General features: G+C 42.1%; 12 protein-coding genes and 3 pseudogenes. 8 read left to right on the top strand and 7 right to left on the bottom strand.

The window, feature by feature from the left end; genetic code table 11:
• The first annotated feature begins 19 nt into the window (after positions 1-19).
• Together ACR5KR_RS31000 and ACR5KR_RS30995 are read left to right on the top strand one after the other, a co-directional pair.
• Complete coding sequence (locus tag ACR5KR_RS31000; RefSeq protein WP_445629000.1) at positions 20-1,045, top strand: methyltransferase; 1,026 nt, start codon at positions 20-22, stop codon at positions 1,043-1,045.
• Positions 1,046-1,099: 54 nt separating this feature from the next.
• Positions 1,100-1,204: pseudogene (locus ACR5KR_RS30995) on the top strand (IS5/IS1182 family transposase); the annotation flags it as partial.
• Between the two features lie 79 nt (positions 1,205-1,283).
• Here ACR5KR_RS30995 and ACR5KR_RS30990 read toward each other — a convergent pair.
• Positions 1,284-1,629: pseudogene (locus tag ACR5KR_RS30990) on the bottom strand (hypothetical protein); the annotation flags it as partial.
• 5 nt (positions 1,630-1,634) lie between these two features.
• Here ACR5KR_RS30990 and ACR5KR_RS30985 point away from each other — a divergent pair.
• A pseudogene (locus ACR5KR_RS30985) lies at positions 1,635-1,832 on the top strand (IS66 family transposase); the annotation flags it as partial.
• A gap of 389 nt (positions 1,833-2,221) precedes the next feature.
• Positions 2,222-2,599: a DUF1636 family protein gene (locus tag ACR5KR_RS30980; RefSeq protein ID WP_322711383.1), complete on the top strand. Its 378-nt coding sequence runs from the start codon at positions 2,222-2,224 to the stop codon at positions 2,597-2,599.
• 162 nt (positions 2,600-2,761) lie between these two features.
• Here ACR5KR_RS30980 and ACR5KR_RS30975 read toward each other — a convergent pair whose 3' ends face one another.
• The 5 genes from ACR5KR_RS30975 to ACR5KR_RS30955 form a co-directional block, all read right to left on the bottom strand.
• Positions 2,762-4,573 (bottom strand): ABC transporter ATP-binding protein, encoded by a 1,812-nt coding sequence (locus ACR5KR_RS30975; protein WP_448269181.1) that lies wholly within the window; start codon positions 4,571-4,573, stop codon positions 2,762-2,764.
• A 60-nt stretch (positions 4,574-4,633) separates the two neighbouring features.
• Positions 4,634-5,452 carry an ABC transporter ATP-binding protein gene (locus ACR5KR_RS30970; RefSeq protein WP_448269180.1) on the bottom strand — a complete coding sequence of 273 codons (819 nt, stop codon included), beginning with the start codon at positions 5,450-5,452 and terminating at the stop codon, positions 4,634-4,636.
• Positions 5,453-5,470: 18 nt separating this feature from the next.
• Entirely contained in the window at positions 5,471-6,511 is a 1,041-nt protein-coding gene (locus ACR5KR_RS30965; RefSeq protein ID WP_448269179.1) for a FecCD family ABC transporter permease, read from the bottom strand.
• Positions 6,508-7,539, bottom strand: a complete 1,032-nt coding sequence (locus tag ACR5KR_RS30960) for a FecCD family ABC transporter permease (protein ID WP_448269178.1) — start codon at positions 7,537-7,539, stop codon at positions 6,508-6,510. Before ACR5KR_RS30960 ends, ACR5KR_RS30965 begins: the two co-directional genes overlap by 4 nt.
• A 430-nt stretch (positions 7,540-7,969) precedes the next feature.
• Positions 7,970-13,867, bottom strand: a complete 5,898-nt coding sequence (locus ACR5KR_RS30955; protein ID WP_448269177.1) for a PAS domain S-box protein — start codon at positions 13,865-13,867, stop codon at positions 7,970-7,972.
• Between the two features lie 995 nt (positions 13,868-14,862).
• On the opposite strand from ACR5KR_RS30955, the gene ACR5KR_RS30950 reads away from it, so the two are divergent.
• Positions 14,863-15,366 carry an Hsp20/alpha crystallin family protein gene (locus ACR5KR_RS30950; RefSeq protein ID WP_448269176.1) on the top strand — a complete coding sequence of 168 codons (504 nt, stop codon included), beginning with the start codon at positions 14,863-14,865 and terminating at the stop codon, positions 15,364-15,366.
• 291 nt (positions 15,367-15,657) lie between these two features.
• Here the strand turns inward: ACR5KR_RS30950 and ACR5KR_RS30945 are convergent, their stop codons facing one another.
• Complete coding sequence (locus tag ACR5KR_RS30945; RefSeq protein WP_334934083.1) at positions 15,658-16,017, bottom strand: Rieske (2Fe-2S) protein; 360 nt, start codon at positions 16,015-16,017, stop codon at positions 15,658-15,660.
• A 250-nt stretch (positions 16,018-16,267) separates the two neighbouring features.
• Between ACR5KR_RS30945 and ACR5KR_RS30940 the strand changes: the two genes are divergently transcribed.
• The 3 genes from ACR5KR_RS30940 to pyk all read left to right on the top strand — a co-directional run bounded on the left by ACR5KR_RS30940 (position 16,268) and on the right by pyk (position 21,092).
• Positions 16,268-18,106: a vWA domain-containing protein gene (locus ACR5KR_RS30940; protein WP_448269175.1), complete on the top strand. Its 1,839-nt coding sequence runs from the start codon at positions 16,268-16,270 to the stop codon at positions 18,104-18,106.
• Positions 18,107-18,370: 264 nt separating this feature from the next.
• Entirely contained in the window at positions 18,371-19,414 is a 1,044-nt protein-coding gene (gap, locus tag ACR5KR_RS30935) for a type I glyceraldehyde-3-phosphate dehydrogenase (protein WP_445628992.1), read from the top strand.
• A 247-nt stretch (positions 19,415-19,661) separates the two neighbouring features.
• Complete coding sequence (gene pyk, locus ACR5KR_RS30930; protein WP_448269174.1) at positions 19,662-21,092, top strand: pyruvate kinase; 1,431 nt, start codon at positions 19,662-19,664, stop codon at positions 21,090-21,092.
• Positions 21,093-21,117 lie beyond the last annotated feature (25 nt).

Raw genomic sequence — 21,117 nt, 5'->3', positions numbered from 1 at the left:
CATTATAAAGGCCAAAAAAATGAATCCAAATAATACAGACCTTCAAATCAGCCCAATGGAATGGGTACATGCTTACTGGGTTTCACAGTGTGTCTATGTCGCCGCTAAATTTGGTATTGCTGATTTGCTTAAGGATGGTTCTCAACATTGCGATACTTTAGCTGCTGCAACAAATACACATAGTGATTCTCTATATCGAGTTTTACGGGCACTCGCCAGTATCGGAATTTTTGCTGAGACACAAACTCGATGCTTTGAGCTAACACCGTTGGCAGATTGCTTGCAAAGCAACGTTCCTGACTCAATTCGTGCTACAGCTATTTTGCGAGGTGAAGAACACTACTATAAATCCTGGGGAAATTTGATGTATAGCGTACAGACAGGGAAAAGTGCCTTTGAAGATTTGTACGGTATGGATTTGTTTAAGTACAACGAGCAAAATCTTAGCCGAGGAGAAATATTTGATCGGGCTATGTCTTCGTCAAAAGACGAATATGCCCCATTAATAGAAGCTTATGATTTTTCGTCAATTGACAAGCTAATTGATATTGGTGGTGGTAATGGTAGTTTACTCACTGCTATCCTCCAAGCTTATCCCACAATAAAAGGAGTGTTGTTTGACCATCCAGATGTGATTGACAGAGCTAATAATTTGCTCGAGACAACAGTTGTGAATGATCGCTGTCAATTAATAGGGGGAAATTTCTTTGATTCTGTCCCAGCAGGAGGAGATGCCTACTTGCTCAAGAATGTTCTTCATAATTGGGATGATAAGCGTGCAAAAGATATTCTTAGGCGCTGTCATAATGCCATGAAAGAACAAGGACGACTATTAGTAATAGACTTCATAATTCCTGCTGGCAATGAGTTTTCTACAGGTAAGTTTATGGACGTAAATATGTTGGTGATGTGCCCTGGTGGACGCGATCGTACTGAAGCTGAGTTTGAAGATTTATTTAAATCAGCAGGTTTCAAACTTACTAAAATTTATCCAACACAATCGGATGTTAGTATTATTGAAGGAGTTAAAATAGATATCAATTAATAATGAAGAATGCTGAGTTAAAAGTGCTGAGTTCTGTGTTGAAAGACAACCCATGTGTATGGTGAAGGATAATGGAAAGTTCGCACACATGGGGTAGGTAAACGACGGACGTGGCGGAAGTTGCATTTGGGAGTCGATCGAGGAAGCGGAGAGATTTTGGCTCTGACTTTTCCCGTTAAGTCTCTCTAGCAAGCTTCCACCCCTCACAGAGGTCGTGTAATTTTAACCAACCTCGCTACAGTACCTGGATATCAATAGGCCTTTTATGTCGATGTTCCAAGTAACCCCCTAAACGAGCGATGCCTACGGTGGTCACTGAAGCTCACTCGAAGTGCGGGCTTCTCTACGAGACGCTTCGCGAACGCCAACGCTTCAACAGCCCAACTAACTGTTAACACCTTGGGTTATCTGGGAGATTTAGCTTTCAAAACGCAAAATTGAAGGGGATTGAGAATTTCAATGGCTGGTGCTAAAGGCTGGGTACGATGTAGGTAAGTCAATTGCAAAAGTTCTACAGCAATCACGCTCAAGAAACCAATTAAAGCCTTCATACCATCAGCAGCAAGTCTGTATCGTTCTACTTGACAAAGCGGTAGCGCAACTAGTAGAACGTCCCATAGAAATAGTTGAGTATCAACGCCATACCTGTATATGTGATTGTGGCAATTTACAAACAGCCGCCTGGCCACAAGACATTATTCCAGGACAAGATTTAGGAACGTCGTTACAGGCATTTTTAGGGTGGGCAAATAATTATGCACATATGCCCTATGAAAAACATATGGATTCACCTTATGGAGCATTTCCTATTTCCCTAGAGGAATTAGAAAAAGCAGATGGCGATATTTTATTTGTGACAACTTATTCAAGGGGTGGCAATCAATAGACCTCTTGCAAAAGTGTTTTTTGCAAGAGGTGGGAAAAGGGAAAAGGTAAAAGGGGAAAGCGAAAATAACATACCTTTCCCCCTTTCCCTTTCCCCTTTTACCGACTTCTGCAAGAAGTCTAATTTCTTGAAGATAAACAACGAGAGCCACTTTGGAAAACCCTTAAAGCTGTTCAAGAGAATCATGTTTATTATGTTGATTTTATGTCATGGGCTGCGACAAATATGCTTGGAACTGATGCAGTAATTGATGATCTCTTTAAATATCTCGTCAACACCCCTGAATCCAAATGACCAAACACACGCTATTAGTCTGCAAGTCTTGCCACCGTTCATCTGAAGAACGACCAGAAAATCCGCCTTTTGATGGTGCTATTTTAATTGATCGACTAAACACTTTATGTGTCGAACAATTTCCGTCTGATGAAATTAAAATTCAGCCTGTTGGATGTTTATGGGCTTGTAGTAAAGGCTGTGTTGTATCTGTATCAAGCCATAACAAAGCCACATATCTTTTTCTTAATCTTACCCCAGAAGATAGCCCAGCAGCATTATTAGAATTTATGCAACTGTATATCAAGAGCCGTAAAGGAGTTTTAGCATGGGAACAGCTTCCTGAGCTTTTACAGTCTGCGATTTTCGCGCAAATTCCGCCTGTAAAATCATAGCTTTGATAATACAGCACTTCCTGCTGTTATGAAGTACAGTCTCTGTGCATCCACACTCCCTGGTTTTAGACCCTTTCAGCACTAAATACGTACCTCACAATAGCAGGAACTGCTGTATATGTTTTTGCGATCGGGATAAATATCACTTTGACACCCTACTTTTTATTTCATCCTTGACTGCACGTTCCATAAACCAGCATAAATCCCATTTTTCTCTAACAATTGTTCGTGTGTTCCCGATTCCACTAATTCTCCATATTCCATCACATAAATACAATCAGCGTTGCGGATAGTGGAAAGACGATGGGCTATGGCTATCGTCGTTCGATTTACAATAATCCGTTCCAAAGAACGCTGAATAGCAGCTTCAGTTTCATTATCTACTGCTGAGGTAGCTTCATCTAAAATCAAAATTGGTGGATTCTTTAGAACAGCCCTAGCGATCGCAATTCTTTGGCGTTGTCCACCAGATAATTTTTGACCCCGTTCTCCAACTATTGTCTCATAACCTTGGGGTAGGCGGATAATAAAATCATCAGCTTCGGTAATTTTCGCAGCTGCAATTATTTGTTCGTCGGTAGCATCGAAAGTACCATAGGCAATATTTTCAGCAATAGTACCATGAAATAAAAATACGTCTTGGCTGACCAAACCAATACTGCGACGCAAATCATCCAGATTTAATTTTTGGATATTAATACCATCAATAGCGATCGCTCCAGAAGAAATATCATACAATCGCAATAATAATTTAACTAAAGTGCTTTTACCAGAACCTGTAGAACCAACAATAGCGATCGTTTTACCTGCGGGTATATGTAAAGATAGTTTTTTAATTACTGGCTCTCTATTGTGATAAGCAAAAGTAACTTCTTTAAAGTCTATTTCACCACGCACTTGCTCAATAGGTAAAGATTTCTCTCCCGCCGTAATGTTGATAGGAGTATCTAATAAATCCATGACCCGCTTGGTAGAAGCCATTGACCTTTGATATTTGTCAAATATTTCTCCTAATTCTACGAAGGGCCACAACAATCTCTGTACTAAAACGAGTAAAACACTGTAATTACCAATAGATATCTTACCAGCATACGTTGCCATTCCTCCCCAAAATAATAAAGCTGTAAACCCTGCTAAAACTAGCATTCTAATTAAGGGCACAAATGCAGCAGAAAGTTTAATTGCTTTGGCATTACTTTTTCTATATGCTTCGCTTTCTCCTGCCAGTCTAGCGCTTTCATAATTTTGAGCAGTAAAACTTTTAATTGTGGTAATACCACTGATATTATTTGCTAGCCGTGAGTTTAGAAAGCTTACCCTTTCTCGCACTTCAGCATAACGAGTTTCCAGAAGCTTTTGATATGTAAAGGAACCCCAAATAATAAATGGTATTGGCAACATTGCTACCAAAGTTATAGAGACAGGTAAAATTAAAAAACTACCACCAATTAAAATAATAATTGAGGCGATTATACTAATAATTTGATTGGCTCCAAAATTTAAAAAATCTTCTAGTTGGTTGATGTCATCATTCAGAATTGACATTAAACCACCAGTGCTACTTTCTTCAAAGTAAGCTGAATCTAATTCTTGTACATGATTGTAAGCATCCAAGCGTAAATTATGCTGAATGTTTTGGGCTAAATTACGCCAAAGTTTATTATACGCATACTCAGAAATTGATTCTAGTATCCAGACAATAATAGTGATAAATGAAAGCAATAAAAATTGCCAAAATACATCTTTTACACCCAACTTGGCAAATACAGAATTTTGCTTTTCCACGAGAATATCTACTGCAATACCAACTAACCACGGTGGTGCTAAATCTAAAATTGTATTGATGATAGAACATGATGTTGCCTGCCAAACTTGTTGACGATATTGACTACCATAGTTGAGCAAACGTTGTAAAGGTTGGGCTGAGTTTGTTCGATTTTTAGATACTTTAGAAGATTTTGATGTGATTGTCACGACTGTTTATAATTTGTACTTATGTGATTGATGAGAGCGATATCTCTAGTAGAAATCGAATTAGGAATTTAAGTAAATTTCTTTATTATTTATTTTTCCCTTTCGTCCTATTGGTACACACATTGGCGTCTCTACCACTGGATCAGGAATAATCCGACACTCCAACCCAAAAACCTCTTGAACCATTTCTTGAGTCATCACTCGCTTTGGTTCCCCAGCAGCAAAAATTCGACCATCTTTGACTGCAACTAAGTAATCAGCATAACGACACGCTTGATTTAAATCATGCAGTACCATCACAATTGTCCGTCTCTGATTTTGGTTTAACTCATACAACAAATCCAAAATTTCTATCTGGTGCGCTAAATCTAAAAAAGTAGTCGGTTCATCTAAAAGTAAAATCTCTGTATCTTGCGCCAACGCCATTGCAATCCAAGCTCTTTGTCGTTGTCCGCCAGACAAAGTATCTAATGCTCTATCAGCTAATTTCAACAAATCTGTAATTAAAAGTGCCTGCTGCACGATTTTTTCATCTTTTGTCGACCACTGCTGTAACCAATTTTGATAAGGATAACGTCCTTGTGCTACTAAATCTTGCACTGTTAACCCTTCCGGTGCTACTGGTCCTTGGGGCAAAATACCCAACTGCTGTGCTACTTGTTTGGTAGAAAGATTGAAAATAGACGTTCCATCAAGATAGACTGTACCGCTACGGGGTTGAAGCAATCTTGCCAGACCTCGTAACAAAGTTGATTTCCCACAACCATTAGCACCAACTAAAGCACTAATTTGTCCAGCCGGGATTGCCAAATTTAGGTCACGGATAATCAGCGCCCCATCATAAGCTAAAGACAGACTTTTAGTTGAGAGTCCTTTCATAGGTGATATTTACCAGCTTTATTTTTTGCGATTACGAATTAATAAATAAAGAAAATAAGGAGCGCCAATAGCAGCAGTTACAATCCCACAAGGAAGTTCGATAGGTGCAAATAGTGTTCTTCCTAGCAAGTCTGCCATCACAACAATCACTCCCCCCAAAAGTGCGGAAGTAGGAATCAAGCCTTCATGGGTTGCACCTACCAACTGTCGTCCTAAATGGGGTGCGATTAAACCAATAAAACCAATATTTCCGGCGGTGGCGACTCCTGCACCTGCTAAGGCTACACCTACCAGTACGAGTAAACCACGTTGCCATTCCACTTGACTACCTAAACTTTTGGCAACATCATCTCCTAAATTAAGAGCGTTCAAATGCCTTGCTAGTGTCAAAGCCATTGGCACAAAAATAATTAACCAAGGTAACAAAGAAAAGACTTGCTCCCAAGTCCGGCCGTAGACGCTCCCAGCTAACCAAACCAAAGCATTGCTAACATCATAAATTTCTCCAAAGGTAATCATCAAGCTGGTTATGGCACTAGCGATCGCAGACAAGCCAACACCCATTAAAATTAGTAAAATCGGAGAACTACCGTTATTCCAAGCCAGCGAGTAAATTAAAATCGCCATCAGCAATGCACCAGCAAAGGCTGATAGAGGTAAGGTATAAATCGGTGCTGATGGATATAGTATAATTACTGTAACTGCCGCCAAACTCGCCCCAGCATTGATGCCGATAATACCTGGGTCAGCCAATGGATTGCGTGTCAATCCTTGGAAGATAGTGCCAGAAATTGCCAGCGCCACTCCCACCATAAAAGCTACAAGGGTGCGGGGTAAACGCAGATTCTGAATCACGAATACATGGTCTGGGTTTCCTGTATCTAAACCCAATATAGTTTTCACGATATCCAAAGGCGAGATTGGATATTCACCCCGCCCTATATTCATCACCATCGCCACTACAATCGCTACTGCCAAACATAACAGTATGACTGGTACACGTCGGTCGGTGCGGAAAGATATCGCTTGGGAACGAATGACTAGCCAATCAAAACTCATTTTTTCACCTTTGACTTAGCTAGGTAGACAAAAAAAGGAGCGCCAACTATTGCTGTCATTACACCTACAGGTAACTCCTGTGGTTTAAACAATATACGGGCAGCAATATCTGCAACCAACAGTAAAATAGCACCCAAAACTGCACAATAAGGTAATATCCAACGATAATCGGCTTTAATGTAAAATCTCACTATATGGGGAACGACTAAACCAATGAAGCCGATTGGCCCTGCAAGGGCAACGGAACTTCCTGCTAGTAAAACTACGGTGATAGCGGTAAATATTTTGATCCAAGCTGTCTGTTGGCCCAAGCCTTTAGCGACATCTTCACCTAGACTCATAGTGGTAATTTGTCTGCCGAGGGTAAAAGCTAATACTAATCCCATACTGATGAAAGGCAGTAGTAGTAAGAATAAATTAAAATCTTGACCAGATAATGAACCAGCTAACCAAAATCTCACTTGTTCGAGTGTTTGTTGACTGACAATGAGGATACCAGTGGTGAAGGAAGAAATCAGAGCAGTTAACGCCGCTCCCGCTACCGTCAAATTCAGTGGGGTGGCTCCTCCCCGTCCTAGAGAACCAAGAATGTAAACTAACACTGCTGTTAATCCCGCACCCAAAAAGGCCACAAGAGCGTAAATACTTGGGGAAGAACTGCCAAAAACAAAAGTTGACACCACGATAAACAGGGCGGCTCCTGACTCAATACCTAAAATACCTGGGTCTGCTAAGGGGTTTCGTGTCAAACCCTGCATCAATGCTCCCGATACAGCAAGGGCTGAACCTACAACAATAGCAATTAGCGATCGCGGTAATCTCACGGTCTGAATAACTAAGCGATCGTAGTCACCATCAGAAGCTATAAAAGATGTCAAAATTTTGTCTAAAGGTATTTCTGTTGCACCTAGCGTCACACTGTACACCAAGCAAATTAGCAGCATACATAGCCCTAAAACCAGACCAAATAAAACTGATGTTTGTGGCTGTTTCAATCCTCTAGGTGAGACTGTAGTCGCTTTTATCATGATCCTGCCGTAATTTGAAAATATTACGCTCTGCTTGGCTAGTTGTTTTTTCAATAGATAATATCAATATTTCACAGTATTTTAGTCATCGAATTGATAATCTTTCTTGATAATTATATAGATTACATGATTGTGTAGCCTTTTAGCCATTTTTTAAACGGAATAAAGGATACTGTCACAATTTTGATATTATTTCTCAATAAAATGTTATTGTTAGATCGACTTAAATCTGCTATAACTCTCTTTATCTAGTAGTCTGCCAACCCAGAAATGCGTTTGTAAGGACTGGGGAAAGAGGAAAGGGAAAAGAAAAAACCTTTAACCTTTACCCTTTAACCTTTTCCCCAAACCCAATTCCGAGTTAAAAATGCACAAAGCGAGCAGTATTGACTAAAGCCTGATTACGAACTTACTAGTAAATCAATTTGTATTAATTGGATAACACTCCTGCAATACTCGTCAATTCCATAATTTTCTCAAACTGAAAATCATGAGCTAAATTTTTGATAAAATTTTGCAGTACAGCATTTTCTGAAGGGATTTGCTCAATTAATTCTAAAATCAGGTCATCACTACATTGAGCTGCGGCAGTATATAACTGTTTCACCCATTCAGGGGACATTTCAGATAATAGATTCACTAAATCCGTGAGCGTCAATATTGATTTTGGTCTTTGTTGCTTTAAGTTTGTTAGCTGATAGCTTTCTTGTTGATAAATATATTGAACTCCCAAATATTCGCTCAACTTTTCTAGTAATTCTTCCTCGCGGAAAGGCTTGTTAATATAATCATCGCAACCCGCTTTGATTATTGCCTCTCGTTGTTCCTCAAAAGCATTAGCAGTTAAGGCAATAATAATTGTCTTCCAATTTGGAATTTGGGATTCGGTATTTTGGTTTGAGGTTTCTTCTTTAGTTTTAATTAGGTTTGTGGCTTCGTAGCCGTCCATAATTGGCATCCGCATATCCATTAAGATTAGATGTGGTTGCCATGTCTGCCAAAGTGCGATCGCTTCAATGCCATTTATTGCTTCTTGGACTGCAAAACCGATAGATGTCAAAATTTTCTTTAACACTAAACGGCTGTCTGTGGAATCATCAACCACTAAAATACGGTATTCACTTTGAGCAGGCGCTAAACTAATAACTTGGGGTTTAGTTTGTTCAATCTGGATTTCGCTGGCTATGGCTAAACCAATTTGAATATCAAAAGTAAATTTACTTCCCTCGCCAATAGTGCTAGTGACGCTAATATCTCCTCCCATTAGTTGCACATATTTGCGGCTAATTGCTAAACCTAGTCCTGTTCCCTGTTGCGATTTTCTTCCGGTTTCAGTTTGCCCAAAAGCTTCAAAGAGCAAGTCAATTTCTTGTGGGGCAATACCGCGGCCAGTATCTTGTACCTCGAAGGTTAGGAATTGGGCATTGGGGAGGCAGTGCGGTCTTTCCCCAAGTGGAGCAACTGCCGTCATTGGGCATTGGGAAAGAGAAGGCAGGAGGTGAGTCCAGTCCCCATCTTGGCTTCTGTCGAGAGGGGGAACTGGCGAACCCGAAGGGCAGGAGGCAGGAGGCAGAAGTTCTTTAATTTTGAATTTTGAGTCGCACTTTTGGTGCGCTTCTAGCGCAACTTGAATTTTGAATTGATTTCTCTCCTGCTCCTCTGCTCCTCGGTCACTGAGCGTAGTCGAAGTGCTGCTCCCCTGCTCCCTAATCCCTACCCGCAGTGTTACCCTGCCAGTATCGGTAAATTTGATTGCATTTCCCAGGAGGTTAAGTAAGACTTGACGTAGTTTACTTTCGTCAACTTGGATGTATTGGGGAAGGTGAGATGTATATTCAAAGACCAATTCCAATCCTTTGGAGGTGGCGCGGAAGCGCAACATCTCTTCAAGGTTTTCCAAGAGGCGAATTAAGTCAAAGCTGTTGAGATTTAAGGTTATTCTGCCAGCTTCGATTTTAGACATTTCCAAAATGTCGTTGATTAAATTCAGGAGATGTTCGCCAGCACGATTGATGATTGCTAGATTTTGCTGATGTTCAGTTGATAAATCGCGATCGTGGCTCATGACTTGGGTAAAACCGAGGATGGCGTTAAGTGGAGTACGCAGTTCGTGACTCATGTTGGCCAGGAATTCGCTTTTAGCACGATTAGCAGCATCAGCAACGATCACAGCTTCTTGCAATGCTTGTGATTGCCTTTGAGTTTGCGCTAGCAATTGTGCCTGCTGTAAAGCAACACCCAACTGATTGCCAATTTGAACTACGATATTGATTTCTCCTGGTTTCCATTGGCGGGGATCGGAATTTTGATAACTCGCCAGCAACCCCCAAAGCTGACTACCGTGTAAAATCGGAACAATAATGTAGGCTTTAGCCTGAAAGCGCTCTAAGAGGTTGATATAAGCAGAATGAAAATCAGCGTTGTAAATGTCTGAAACACAGATGAAACTCGCACCTGGGGTTACTTGCAGATCGGGATATTCCACTTGATTATCGGCGCTATCCAAAATTTTCGCCAGACAACGCCCATCTTGTAAAACACCTTCTGTGAGATGAGGATCGTTGTTGTGTTCTTCTATGAGAGAAATCCAACCGTTACCCACCGATTCCGAAACAAATTCGCCATTCCAGTTGGGATTGAAACGATAAACAACAACCCGATCGCAGTTTAGTACTTGGCGCAATTCTTCGGTTGTCGCTGCAAATATCGTCTCTAAATCCAGTGTTTGGCGCATTCTTTGAATCACTTGCGCGATCGCTCTTTCTCGCTCTGCACTCTCACGCAAGGCTTCTTCTGCCAATTTTCTCTCGGTAATATCAGTAATTGTACCGATGTAGCCTTTAATTTCTCCATCATCTCTAAATTCTGGCAAAGCATGACAAATTACCCAGACAACTGTACTATCATCATGCAAAAAACGATGTTCGTATTTATAGGTTGACTTAGCAGCTGTTGCTTGATTCCATGCCAACAATAGCTGCTCGCGATCGTCTGGATGTACGGCATTTGCCCAATGTGTTCCCAGAGATTCTTCTAAACTATATCCAGTAATTTCACTCCAGCGTTGATTAAAATATAAAACATTGCCATCCACATCAGTATGAAAGATACAAGCTGGTGAAGCTTCTGCCAGAAGTTGATATCGTTGCTGACCTGATTGCAAAGCTAGTTCTGCCAATTTGCGATCGTTAATGTCTGCCCAATAACCAACCCATTCGATCGGGGAATTCGCTTCGTCACGAATTAACCTCATCTCTTCGTAGAACCAGTGATAAGTTCCGTCAGCGTGTAACCAACGGTATTCGTAAGAAATGTACTCCTGCTTAATAAAATGGGAAAATTTTTCTGAGATCGGTTTAATATCTTGTGGATGGACGCGATCGAGCCAAAAACTGGAGTTATCGATAAATTCTTGCGCTTCATAGCCCACCATTTCTTTAACGTTTTCACTGATAAAAGTAATGCTAAAATTCTCTGAGGTTTTGCTGCTATAAATGACTACAGGGCTAGAGGTGAGCAGATATTGTAGGCGTTCGTTGACTAAACGCAGTTCTTGTTCGACTTGTTTGCGTTCGCGTAAAGCTGCATGTAATTCGCTAATTTCTACTAAAACTGTGCCAACACCAGAGGGGCGATCGCCTTCACCAACAATCGGAAAATAAGAAGCTAAGAAGTGGCGGGTAATATCTAGTTGTTTGATTGATGTGCTGCTTAATTCTTGATTAATAATCGGTTGACCAGTTATCAGAACTTGTTGATAAATTGGTTCTACTAAAGGAGCGATGTCGGGTAAAACTTCATGGATGGTCTTGCCAATATGAGCTTGCTGGGGTAATCCATTAATCTCCGCCAACAGTTGGTTAATTTGGACAAATCGCAGCTGGTTATCTACAATATTCATACCGACGGGAGCGCTGCTAAAAAAGGCATTGAGACGAGCTTCTCTGAGCGCTAATTCTTGTTCTAAGGTTTTGCGCTCAATCAACCCACCCAATTGAGCCGCCACAGCACTGACTAGCAAGAGCAAACGTCGATCTACCAATACTGAGCTACGTTTAAAAAATACTAAAACAGCTAATACTTGGTTCCCAGCCAGTATGGGAACACCAAAACCAGCTTTTAATCCCACCTTTGCGGCTTGTGGCGATCGCAAGAAAACTGGTTGTGTAACTTTAGAAACATCTTCTATCCATTCTGGTTTTTGACTCTGCCAAACTCTCCCTGGTAATCCCACTCCCAGAGGAAATTTCAAAGTTTGGCTTTGCTGGCAGAATTCTTTTAAGCTGCTCTGTTCTCCGTACCAGCTTAAACTGTGTTTTAAAACAGTCGCATCTTCATTAGGTATCCAGGCTTCACCAAAATCCCAGCCAATGGTGTGACAAATTAAGCGCAAGACCACTGCTAAGGCGCTGTTGACATCGCTAGCGCGAGTGATAGCTTGGGTTGTCAACAGCAACAAACGGCTTTCATTTTCTGCCTGTTTGCGTTCAGTAATATCTTTAGTGGTTCCCAGTACGTACCATTGCCCATCAATCTCGATCATTTCTGCACTCAACAGTGTTGTTTTAATTTCTCCTGTTGAAGTGCAGACATCAATTTCATAGTTGCGGATGGCTTTTGCTTGTTGCAGAATGTGGATGAGAAAATTATATTCTTCTGGATTCACCCAAATATGCAATTCTTCATCGGTGCGATCGATCGCTTGAGAGCGAGAATAACCAAAAAACCGACAAAAGCTGTCGTTTACTTCGATGTAGCGTTTGCCCTGAACAGTAATTAAGGCAATTGGATCGGGAGATGACCGAAAGGCTGATGCTAACTTTTCTTCAGAAGCCCGTCGTGCTGCTTCTGCGCGTTGGCGTTCTTTTGCCTCCAATACCAAGGATACTAAATTACCCAGAGAGCGAGCGAAATTTTGGTCTTCTAGCGTCCAATGATGAGTAACTTTCACTGCCTCCAAACATAAAACTCCTACGGTCTTTCCCTCCAGCCTAATAGGTGTATCGAGGATAGAGGTGATGTTTAATCTTGAGTAAGAGGCAGAAAATTCTTTAATTCTGGGATCGGTATGAGCATCATCTGCGGCGATTGATTGGTTTTGCTGCAAAGCTGTAAAATAAATTGGATAGTCTGCCACTGATAAGAAAAGTCCTTCGCTATGTTGATTGCGACTGCCCTCAAATAGATCGAAACACTGGATTTTTATATCTGTTGCGTCATACAGCCAGACACTAGCTCTTTCTACACCAATATTTTTGACAGCTGTTTCTGTGATTTTACCCAAGGCTGCTTTCAAATCACCCTGATAAAGTATTTGATTTTGTGCCAATTGTGTGAGCACGAGATTATGATTGCGGAGCTTAATCGCGCTTTCTCGAAGTAATTTTTCTACACCTCGACGCTGCGTAATATTACTAGCAGTGCCCGTCATGCCTATAACTTGACCGTCTTCGTTGCGTAATGCGATCGCATTCAACATTAGATAAAGTAAAGTACCATCTTTAGCTACACAGGTAGTTTCATGCTGAAAGATAGACTTTCCCTGAAGAACACGCTCAAAGGCTACTTTATCTTGAACAACTTGTGTAGGAGAAATGAAATCAATTAAGGCACGCCCGATCATTTCTTGCGGTTCGTAGCCATAAATCTGCTTGACTGCTGGATTGACAAAGGTAATTAGTCCATCAATGTCCACCGACCAGATCATGTCCTGGGATGTCTCCACTAAAAGCCGATACTGACTTTCACTCTTCTTCAGGGCGGCTTCGACTACCAGGCGTTCGCTTTGATAAACTTCTCTACAAAAGGCTTTGCTAATGCTAACGGGAATTTCTTTAAAAATATCTTCTATTTGTCTGTTGCGAATATTTAACTCAACTGTAAGTCGTTGACGCTCTTGAATTTCCTGTTGCAGTTGGGCATTTGTTTCTTTTAACTGTTTTTTCAGTCTTTGGACATTGAGTTGATTTTGGACGCGTAATAAAACTTCTTTAGTTTGGAATGGTTGAGTAATATAGTCAACATTGCCTAAATTTAAAATGTTTATTTTTTCAAATAAATCATCGATAATTCCGAAAAGAATTATCGGAATATCTTGAGTTTTATCGTTAGCTTTCAGATATTGACATACTTGATAATCATCCCTCTCTATAATGAGAACATTTAGCAAAAGCAAATCCGGGGGAAAAACGAGTGCCGTCTTGATTGCCAATTGCCCAGAAATCACACTTTCTACCTGATAACCTTGGTGTTGAAGGATGTGTGATAAAAAATGTAAATTTTCTAAGTTGTCATCAACTAATAAAATTTTTATTTTTTGAGCATCCATATCAGTTACTAAGTTAATTTTAAATCAGGAAGAATTTCTGGAATAAAACTGAACATGAAATCATAAAGCAAAACTCTGTCACCGGATTGTAAATAAAATCATCCTCGCTTACAACTATACTTCAGCGCTGGGTGTATATAAAAGTTGCATATCAAGCAGGATAACTGTTCATATCATGTCTGCTTGATTACTTAATTAAATCCGAAGAATCCCAAACAGCCAAAGCTACGGTGTACATACAAGTCCTAAAAATTTAGGTTGATGAGGCTTGACTCGTTCCCAGTCTCCGACTGGGAATGCATTCATTGAGTCTCTGACTCAATCTCTGACTGGAGACAGCAGCCCCAATCAGCCATTGCCATGCTCTGTATGAGAACGAGATAAATCTAAGAACAATCCGAAATCAAGCTTTTTTCTACTTGTGTCCACATCGTAGCCCTTCCCATTGGGGAGACGCCAAAAGCGTTAGCAAGTCTTCATACGGCAAGCTACGTCCAGCGTCTTTGTCAATCTCACCCTGAGATCGGGCTAGAACTTCTGACTACAAGCGAATTTAATTAAATTTACATTACAAGAAATAGTGGGAAGTTTGAAAGCCCACCAGTAGCATCTTGAAAATCCAAAAAGTTTTCAAGATGCTACGTCCTTTAGGGGTGGGATGAAAAACGACTCAAGCGGACAACAGTTGCTTTATGCAGGCGTTCCCGTCCACCGCACTGTCTCCTTCAGCCCCAGTGATACCTTGTATTTGGTAATTTACGATTGCCTACTTCCTTGACATTCAATATTTTCAAGCTTTTCATCCTTTTTTTATTTGATACGGTAAATTCAACCTATGGCTGTACGGTTTACCCAACTATTTTGAGATTCTTCTTTTATTAAATTACTTACTAGAGAGAAGAAACAAAGCAAATAAAGCTCCTCTCTAAAAAATACCTCTAAAACTTTGTTTGATTACCCAAGATTGAATTAGAAAGTTAAGGAGAGATTAAAATATGGCACTCATTCGTTGGGAACCATTCCGTGAAATGGAAATTCTGCGTCGTCAAATGGATCAACTATTCTCTGAGCTGACAGCAGCCGAGCGCGATAACTCCGAGATTTCTGCATCACCGAGAACAGCGTGGGTTCCTGCGGTTGAATTACATGATAATGGTTCAGAGTTGCTATTAAGAGTTGAGATTCCAGGCGTGGAAGCTAAAGACTTGGATATTCAAGTTACTCAAGATGCAGTTTCGATAGCTGGTGAGCATCGTTACGAAAAACATTCCCAATCTAACGCTAAAGTTCATTCGGAATTCCGGTATGGCAAGTTCGCGAGAGTAATTCCTCTGCCAACCAAAGTTCAGAATCAAAAAGTTAAAGCAGACTTGAAAGATGGGATTTTAATTTTGAATTTACCCAAACTGGAGCAAGAACAAAGCAAAGTCTTTAAAGTGAATTTAGGCCAATCTCAAAGTGCTACAGCTTCTATAGAAGCTGGCAATGGCAACAACTAACCCAACATAACATCACAAAAGTGTTCCAACTGCTTGAGAAGATGTTCTATTTTCTTATTCAATGATTCCTATCTCTCTGGAATAGGTAAATTTTGATAAAAACCCCAGCTAAACTTATCGGCTGGGGTTTTTATCGTTTTTTTACTTAGCACTGTTTGGATAATACCAATTCTGTATCAAGATGCACATGAAAGACCCTCTTGTTAATCCTCTCATGCTTTGGGAGACGGCGTAGCTGGGGGTAAAAATATGCAGCTTCACGAAGAAACGGTATCAATTCAGCAGAGGGTGCTATTCCTCTTGGACATCAACCCAGATACTGCCTTCTTCAACACGAATCGGAAATACTGGCAGTGTTTTTGGTTGTGAAACCAACGAGAGTACCTTACCTACACCAGGTGGCCAGGCACACCATCCTTGTACTTCACCAGTCCGCAGGTCAAAGGCACTGCGATGGAAGGTACAAACTATTGCCCCACTTTCAGTGATTTTCCCACTTTTCAACGGTAATTTTAAGTGAGGGCAGTTGTTATCTACAGCATAAAGCTGACTTTCGTGATTCAAAAGCAAAATTTTTCGGTTGCCAACTTTCACCACTTCTCGCGCACCAGGGGAAAGTGCTTCGACTGCAAGAACTTTAGTCCAACTCATTAGGTTCTCTTCTCCTAATATATCTGCTTACAGTTTCCCGCAATAGTGACCAGTGCGATCGCCTTTCACTACCAAAGAGCCGAGAATGTCGACAACGAGCTTTGTCTAAGATACTAATACTATAAAATATTACATTAAATACACTTTTTATACTGAATAAAATTATTTCTGGGTAAACTAAATAAAGCGCTTACTATCTATGTATCACAAGGCTTATAGCTGAAAAATACAATTTTGAGGAATATAAAAAATGATTAAGACAAGTTACGAATTTGACCAGTCTATCCTCGCCGCAGGATCTTCATTAAAGACAAATATTCTGCTACGTTTTCGTGCTGACATAGCTAAATCTCCTCGACGTAACCTTAACCTTTCGCTTGTAATTGACCGTTCCGGCTCTATGGCAGGCGCTCCCTTGCATCACGCACTCAAAGCCGCTGAGTCTGTGGTAGAGCGACTTGAGCCAGATGACATTCTCTCAGTAGTTGTTTACGACGATGAAGTGGATAGTGTTGTGCCACCCCAAGCTGTGACTAACAAAGCCGCACTGAAAAATTCCATCCGCAAGGTGAGAGCAGGCGGTATTACCAACTTATCGGGGGGATGGCTCAAAGGCTGCGAACACGTGAAGACGCGACTAGATCCCCAAAAAATCAACCGTGTTCTCCTGCTTACCGATGGTCACGCCAATATGGGCATTCAAGACCCCAAGATTCTGACGGCGACAGCAGGGCAAAAAGCTGAGGAAGGCATTATCACAACGACGTTAGGTTTTGCTCAGGGTTTCAACGAAGACCTGCTGATTGGTATGGCAAGGGCAGCCACAGGCAACTTCTACTTCATTCAGAGCATCGACGAAGCAACTGAAGTATTTAGTATTGAGCTAGATAGTTTAAGAGCAGTAGTGGGACAAAACCTCAAGGTGACACTTGAATTGGCTGATGGTGTCAGCTTGGTTGATACCTTAAGTCTGGCTCAAGTTAGCCAGAATGACGCCAGTCAAGCTGTCATCACCTTAGGAGAGCTTTACGAGGATGAGGACAAACTTCTCGGTTTGAGTCTGGGGATATCAAGCGCTCAAGTTGGTGATTTACCTGTGATGAAACTGCATTACAGCGCTGATGTTGTGCAAAATGACCGCATTCAAAGCGTTTCAGGTACGGTCGATGTCGTTGCCAAAGTTGGCACTGTTGAGGAAGCAGCTTTTGCTGCTACAAGCCATATCATTCTGGAACTGAGTCGCCTTACCATTGCTAAGGCCAAAGAGACTGCCCTTAATCTCGCTGAACATGGCAAGCATCAGGAAGCTGAACAAACCCTGCGGGCGCTTGTGAAAGATTTGCAAGATAAAGGGTTGAATGAGAATTTTGAAATTGCTGAAGAAATCGATCAGCTCGAATATTTCGCTGGTCGGATTGCTCAAAAAGCTTTGGGCAATGCCGGACGGAAAGAGATGCGAGATCAGACTTACCAAACGATGACGCGCAATCGCAGCGATTTGGTAGGCCGCGGTGTGACTACTGGCGATGAAGTGTACGCTATGCCCATTGTGAATGAAGTCGGTTCAGGTATTGAATTGCACTGCGTTCGTGAAGGGGGTAAACTGCGGGTCAAGGTCATGTCTGAAGGCTACGATCCAACCAAGAACATCCAGTTTCCCCGTGCTATTCGTGCCGAAGGAGCGCGCTATGTCGTTGAAGGATTGGAACTCTCAAGCGATCGCACTTTCTATCGGGTACGTGGTAAGATTACCCGTTTTGCTCAACCCGGTGAAACAGATATCTTCGTTGCCCCTAGACAATCCAATCGAGCTAACACAGGTAAAGCTTCCAAAGGCCCTGCCAGTGCTGCCGATCTGCCCACAACTGACAGTGTAGGGGACAGCATTTTAGTTCAGTGTGTCAAAGATGGCAGCAAACTACGTGCTAGGGTGGTTTCCGACGGATATGAACCGGATTGGAACATGCGCTTTCCGCGATCGGTGCGCGAAGAAGGAATGCTTTACGTCGTTGATGAAGTCAAAACCGCACCAGATGGCAAATCTTATATTGCCTGTGGTGAAATTAAGCGATTTGTCCAACCCACTTGAATTGGGGGGCAGGGGGGCAGGGAGATGAGGGGACAAGGGGACAAGGGGACAAGGAGATAAACAAAACTCCTAACTCTTAACTCCTAACTCAGCACTCAGCACTCAGCACTCCTAATGCCCCATGCCCAATCCTTAAAATATGCCAAGTAAATATGCCTTAGCTGACTGAGACTGTCAGGATCAAAGAGTAAAGAGTAAAAGGCAATCTATTTTGACTTTTAACTTTCTCCTTTTGTTCAACTTTCCACAACGGGAGTTTTAATCTTGACTAAATTGAAAGTTGGTATCAACGGCTTCGGTCGAATCGGGCGACTTGTACTTCGCGCTGGCATCGATAATCCCAACATTGAGTTTGTGGGCATTAACGACCTAGTACCACCAGATAATCTCGCTTACCTATTAAAGTACGACTCAACCCACGGTCAATTAAAGCACAAGGTTGAAGCCAAGGAAGACGGCATCCTGATTGACGGACATTTTATTCCTTGTGTGTCGGTGAGGAATCCAGCAGAGTTACCTTGGGGAAAATTAGGTGCAGATTATGTAGTGGAAGCTACCGGACTCTTCACTGATTATGAAGGAGCTGCAAACCACCTGAAGGCAGGTGCAAAGCGAGTGGTAATTTCCGCTCCCACCAAAGATCCAGATAGAGTTACTACCCTGTTAATGGGTGTCAATCATCAACTGTTTGACCCTAGCAAGGATATCATTGTCTCCAATGCTAGCTGCACTACAAACTGTCTTGCTCCCATAGCTAAGGTCATTAATGATAACTTTGGGTTGACTGAAGGGTTGATGACCACAGTCCATGCTATGACAGCGACTCAGCCAACTGTAGACGGCCCCAGCAAGAAAGACTGGCGGGGTGGTCGCGGTGCATCCCAAAATATTATTCCCTCTTCCACAGGCGCAGCGAAAGCCGTAGCATTGGTTTTACCAGAATTGAAGGGCAGGTTAACTGGGATGGCATTACGAGTTCCGACTCCCGATGTCTCTGTAGTAGATTTAACTTTCAAAACAGCCAAAACCACCAGTTATCAGGAAATTCGTGCTGCGATGAAGGAGGCTGCCGCAGGTTCACTAAAGGGTATTTTGGGCTACACAGATGAAGAAGTAGTTTCCACAGATTTTCAAGGTGATACTCATTCCAGCATCTTTGACGCAGGTGCTGGGATTGAGTTGAATTCCAACTTCTTCAAGGTAATTGCCTGGTATGACAACGAGTGGGGCTACTCAAATCGTGTGATTGACCTGATGTTGTCTATGTCACAGAAAGAAAAACTCGCCCCGACTGCGGCTGTGGTTTGATTAGTCATTAGTCATTAGTCATTAGTCATTGGTCATTGGTCATTGGTCATTAGCTTTTGACTGCTGACTCTTGACTAGGGACTTTTGGGATTTGGGTCAAATGGTAAATACTCCGAAAACAAAGCGGAATCTAGTATTTTTCTTTAGCAAACCAGTGATATGAAGCACGTGTGAATTTGGATGTTTTGTGCGATCGCTTCGCTCAATGCATCCAAATTTGCAGGTTACTCCTCAACCCCCAATCCCTATGCGTCGAACCAAAATCATTTGTACTGTTGGCCCGGCTACATCTGCACCTGAAAAGCTGCAATCCTTGGTAAAAGCTGGAATGAATGTGGCACGGCTGAATTTTTCCCACGGAGCTTATGAATTCCACGCCCAAACGGCTCACTATCTCAGGCAGATTAGTACTGAGTTGCAAAAGCCGATCGCCATTATGCAAGACTTATGTGGCCCGAAAATTCGCTTGGGAACTTTACCACCGGAAGGGTTAAATTTAGAAGCTGGTACTGAAGTTACTTTTGTTTTGCAAGAAAAGGGTGAGAGTGTTGACGAACTACCCTTACCATTGCCGACTTTATTTGCAATGGTGCGACCTGGCGAACCGATTTTGATTAATGATGGTCGCGTCAAATTGATTGTTAGCGATCGCGATGCCGATCGCATTCGCGCACAAGTTAAAATTGGCGGGCTAATTTCTACGCACAAGGGAGTAAACCTACCCCAAACTCCTTTACCTGTCAGTTCGATTACCGAAAAAGACTTGCTGGATCTGCGTTTTGGGATTCAGTTGGGTGTAGACTGGGTGGCGGTATCCTTTGTGCGATCGCCACAAGACTTAGAACCCGCCAAGCGCATGATTGAAGCCGCTGGCGCTTCGATTCGCTTAATTGCCAAAATCGAAAGAGCAGAGGCAGTAGAAAACTTTGACTCTATTCTGAACGTTGCCGACGCAATTATGATCGCCCGTGGCGATTTAGGGGTGGAAGTGCCAATTCACGAAGTACCCCTAATTCAAAAAGATATTATTCGCCGTTGCAATCGTGCTGGCAAGCCAGTGATTACAGCCACCCAAATGCTAGAGTCGATGATTAGCGCTCCCGATCCCACCCGCGCCGAAGCAACCGATGTTGCTAACTCGATCTTGGATGGAACAGACGCAGTAATGCTTTCTGGTGAAACAGCTGTCGGACAATATCCCATCGCTGCCGTCGAGATGATGCACAACATCGCCGTGCGGACAGAACAAGCTCTAGATGAGGGTAGCAAAAATGCTTGGTGTCATGAAGCAGGCAGTCTGAGCGTTACCGAATCTGTGGCAGAATCCGTCTGTCGTATCGCCTATGAAACTGGCTCACGGGCAATTCTTTGTAACACTACATCAGGAAGTACGGCGAGAATGGTTTCTAAATATCGGCCGACTTCTCCCATTATTGCCCTCACCTCCGACATCACCGCTTACCGCCAGCTAGCAATTTCTTGGGGTGTGGAAGCTTTGCTGATCCCACCAGTCCACAATGCCGAAGAGATGTTTACCAATGTGGTGAACACAGTTGTAGACATGGGTCTAGCGAATAAGGGCGATAAAGTAGTAATTACCTCTGGTGTTCCAATTGGTAAATCAGGAACAACTAGTTTAATCAAAGTGCATTCCATTGGACAGCCAATTTCGGCATAAGGCACTTAGAATAGGGCTGTGGCTC

This window comes from Nostoc sp. DSM 114159, from assembly GCF_053470285.1.
The sequence above is the reverse complement of the archived record's forward strand: the minus strand, read 5'-3'. Positions and strand labels throughout refer to the sequence as shown.